This is a genomic window from Pseudomonas sp. AMR01 (genome assembly GCF_041946035.1).
Taxonomy (GTDB): Bacteria; Pseudomonadota; Gammaproteobacteria; order Pseudomonadales; family Pseudomonadaceae; genus Aquipseudomonas; species Aquipseudomonas antarctica_B.
Map to the genome: position 1 here is coordinate 1 of NZ_JAUTYR010000080.1, position 3,353 is coordinate 3,353.

General features: G+C 60.6%; 3 protein-coding genes. All 3 read left to right on the forward strand.

The window, feature by feature from the left end; translation table 11 throughout:
- Positions 1-263: 263 nt before the first annotated feature.
- The 3 genes from Q7C20_RS26560 (at position 264) to Q7C20_RS26570 (ending at position 3,246) form a co-directional block, all read left to right on the forward strand.
- Positions 264-1,217 (forward strand): 2-hydroxyacid dehydrogenase, encoded by a 954-nt coding sequence (locus Q7C20_RS26560; RefSeq protein ID WP_375071165.1) that lies wholly within the window; start codon positions 264-266, stop codon positions 1,215-1,217.
- Between the two features lie 171 nt (positions 1,218-1,388).
- Positions 1,389-2,456, forward strand: coding sequence for a phosphotransferase family protein (locus Q7C20_RS26565; RefSeq protein ID WP_375071166.1), 1,068 nt, complete (start codon positions 1,389-1,391; stop codon positions 2,454-2,456).
- Positions 2,457-2,478: 22 nt separating this feature from the next.
- A complete protein-coding gene (locus Q7C20_RS26570) occupies positions 2,479-3,246 on the forward strand; it encodes an SDR family oxidoreductase (protein WP_375071167.1) in 768 nt (255 codons plus the stop codon).
- Positions 3,247-3,353 lie beyond the last annotated feature (107 nt).

Genomic DNA, 3,353 nt, shown 5'->3' on the forward strand with positions numbered 1-3,353 from the left:
CCCTAAAAAGGAAGAATGCGGTGAGTCAGATACTCCTCGGCCGCTGGTTTTGGGGTCGCTTCGCAACCCAACGCGGGCGGTGCGACGATTCGACAAGCCCGCTCGCCACAGGGATCGTGTTCGCCCTACCAGACAGATTTCCAAAGACCTTGAAAGGGCTGGTTCTAACGCCCCTTGTGCGGGATTTTTCTGATGGAACAAAACGTACCGTCTTACAAATCCCGCATACTCCTCCTCTCAAACCTTTCAGGAAGAGCCTCCCGATGTCCACCACTGTTCTGGTCCTGGTTGAAACCATCAACGAATACCTGCAAATCATCGAGAGCAATGACTTTCACGTGATTCTGGCGCCGACGCCCGCCGAGCGCTCTCAGGCAATCAAGGCCCACGCTGGGCAGATCAAGGCGGTATTGACTCGTGGCCCGCTGGGCCTGTACGCCGAGGAAATCGCAGCGTTGCCGCTGCTGGAAATCATCTGCGTGATTGGCGCCGGCTACGAACATGTGGACCTGCAGGCCGCCAGCAATCGCGGGATTGTGGTGACCAACGGCGCCGGGGTGAACGCGCCGTCAGTGGCCGACCACGCCATGGCATTGCTGTTGTCGCTGGTACGTGGCATTCCCCAGACGGATGCCGCCGTGCGGCGCAGCGAATGGCCGAAGGTGATGCGCCCTTCCCTGGGCGGCAAGCAGTTGGGCATTCTCGGGCTGGGTGCTGTGGGCATGGAAATCGCCAAGCGTGCGTCACTCGGCTTCGGCATGGAAGTCAGTTATCACAACCGCCAGCCCCGCGATGATGTGGACTACACCTATTGCGCCACCGCCGTGGAACTGGCGCGCACCTCGGACTTCCTGATCCTGGCCACGCCCGGTGGCGCGAGCACCCGCCACCTGATCGATCGGCACGCGCTCGACGCGCTGGGACCCAACGGTTACCTGGTCAACATCGGCCGCGGCAGTGTGGTGGTTACGGCAGACCTGGTGGCCGCTCTGGAGCAGCGGCGTATCGGCGGCGCGGCGCTGGATGTGTTCGATGACGAGCCCAAAGTGCCCGACGCGCTGAAAAAACTCGGCAACACCGTACTCACCTCCCACGTGGCCGGCCTGTCGCCGGAAGCGGCTCACGACACCGTGCAGCGTGTGGCTGACAACCTGGTGGAATACTTCGCCGGCCGCCCGGTACTGACGCCGGTGACGCTGCCGCCGCGCAACGCGTAGCAAAACCCCCAGCCTGAACTGATGCGCGGCTTCAGACTTGAGCGCATCAGGCCCACTGATCATCGTCCAACACGCTAACCTATTAAGCCGCCCCGGCCTTGTCGCTTGGCAGCGGTGCGCATTAGATTAGCCAATAGTCCAAGGCCTTTAGAATAAGCAGAAGGGATAAGCATGGCGCTGAACGACCAATCGACTCAAATTCGCCCCGGCGAAGAACTCGATGCCAACCTGATCGATCCGTACCTCAAGGCTCATATTCCAGGCCTGAGCGGCGCGGTCAAAATCAGCCAGTTCCCCGGCGGCGCCTCGAACCTGACCTATCTGCTGGAATACCCGGGCCAGGAATTCGTGCTGCGTCGCCCCCCGTTTGGTCACAAGGCCAAATCCGCCCATGACATGGGCCGCGAGTACCGCATTCTCAATCAGCTCAAGGACGGCTTCCCGTATTGCCCCAAAGCTTACGTGCACTGCACCGACGACTCGGTGATCGGCGCTGAGTTTTACGTGATGGAGCGGGTCAACGGGATCATTTTGCGTTCCGACCTGCCAGACGAACTCGGCCTCGACGCCACACAGACCGAAGCGTTGTGCAAAAGCTTCATCGACAAGTTTGTCGAGCTGCACCAGGTCGACTACAGCGCCTGCGGCCTGGGCGACCTGGGCAAACCGGAAGGCTACGTGGAGCGCCAGATTCGCGGCTGGAGCGACCGTTACGAGAAAGCCCTGACCCCCGATGCCCCGAGCTGGGAGGCCGTACGTGCCTGGCTCAATGACAAAATGCCGGCCGACCATCCGACCTCCAGCATCGTGCACAACGACTACCGCTTCGACAACGTGATCCTCGACCCCCACAACCCGATGCAGATCATCGGTGTATTGGACTGGGAACTGACCACCCTCGGCGATCCGCTGATGGACCTCGGCAACACCCTCGCCTACTGGATCGAAGCTGCCGACCCGGCGCCAGTGCAACTGATGCGCCGTCAGCCAAGCAACGCGCCCGGCATGCTCACGCGCCGCCAGTTCGTTGATTACTACGCGCAGCGCCGTGGCATCCAGATCGACAATTTCGACTTCTACTACACCTACGGCCTGTTCCGCCTGGCGGGCATCGTGCAGCAGATCTACTACCGCTTTTTCCATGGCCAGACCCAGGACAAACGCTTTGCACAGTTCATCCACATGAACACGCTGCTGGAGCAAATGAGCCTGAAGGTCATCAGCACATCCGCGCTCTGATTGCCCCCAACAAGGAACCCTTATGTCCAAGACAGACCTGTTTGACCTCGACGGCAAAATCGCCTTTGTGTCCGGCGCAAGCCGTGGGATCGGTGAAGCCATCGCCAAGTTGCTGGCCCAGCAAGGCGCCCACGTCATCGTGTCCAGCCGCAAGCTCGAAGGCTGCCAGCACGTGGCCGATGCGATCATTGCCGCCGGTGGCAAGGCAACCGCCGTGGCCTGCCATATCGGTGAAATGGAGCAGATCACTCAAGTGTTCGCCGGCATCCGCGAACAGTTCGGGCGCCTGGACATTCTGGTTAATAATGCCGCGACCAACCCACAGTTCTGCAACGTACTGGACACCGACCTCGGCGCGTTCCAGAAGACCGTCGATGTGAACATTCGCGGCTACTTCTTCATGTCGGTAGAAGCCGGCAAGCTGATGCGCGACAACGGCGGCGGCAGCATCATCAACGTGGCCTCAATCAATGGAATTTCACCCGGCGTATTCCAGGGCATCTATTCAGTGACCAAGGCCGCCGTCATCAACATGACCAAGGTCTTCGCCAAGGAATGCGCGGCAGTCGGCATTCGCTGCAACGCCCTGCTTCCAGGCCTGACCGACACCAAGTTCGCCTCGGCGCTGGTGAAAAATGACGCCATCCTGAAAACGGCCCTGGCACAAATCCCGCTCAAGCGCGTGGCAGACCCAAGCGAAATGGCCGGCGCGGTGCTGTTCCTCGCCAGTGAAGCGTCCAGCTACACCACTGGCGTGTCGCTGAATGTGGACGGCGGCTTCCTGTCCTGATCACGCCTTCGGCGGTTGTACTCGATCAAAACTGTGGGAGCGGGCTTGCTCGCGAATGCGGTGGGTCAGTGATGAATTTGGTGGCTGACCCACCGCATTCGCGAGCA

Excerpts from the sequence above, each read along its gene's own strand:
- Q7C20_RS26560 (WP_375071165.1), top strand. The coding sequence starts at position 264 with ATGTCCACCACTGTTCTGGTCCTGGTTGAAACCATCAACGAATACCTG.
- Q7C20_RS26570 (WP_375071167.1), top strand. The coding sequence starts at position 2,479 with ATGTCCAAGACAGACCTGTTTGACCTCGACGGCAAAATCGCCTTTGTG.
- Q7C20_RS26565 (WP_375071166.1), top strand. The coding sequence starts at position 1,389 with ATGGCGCTGAACGACCAATCGACTCAAATTCGCCCCGGCGAAGAACTC.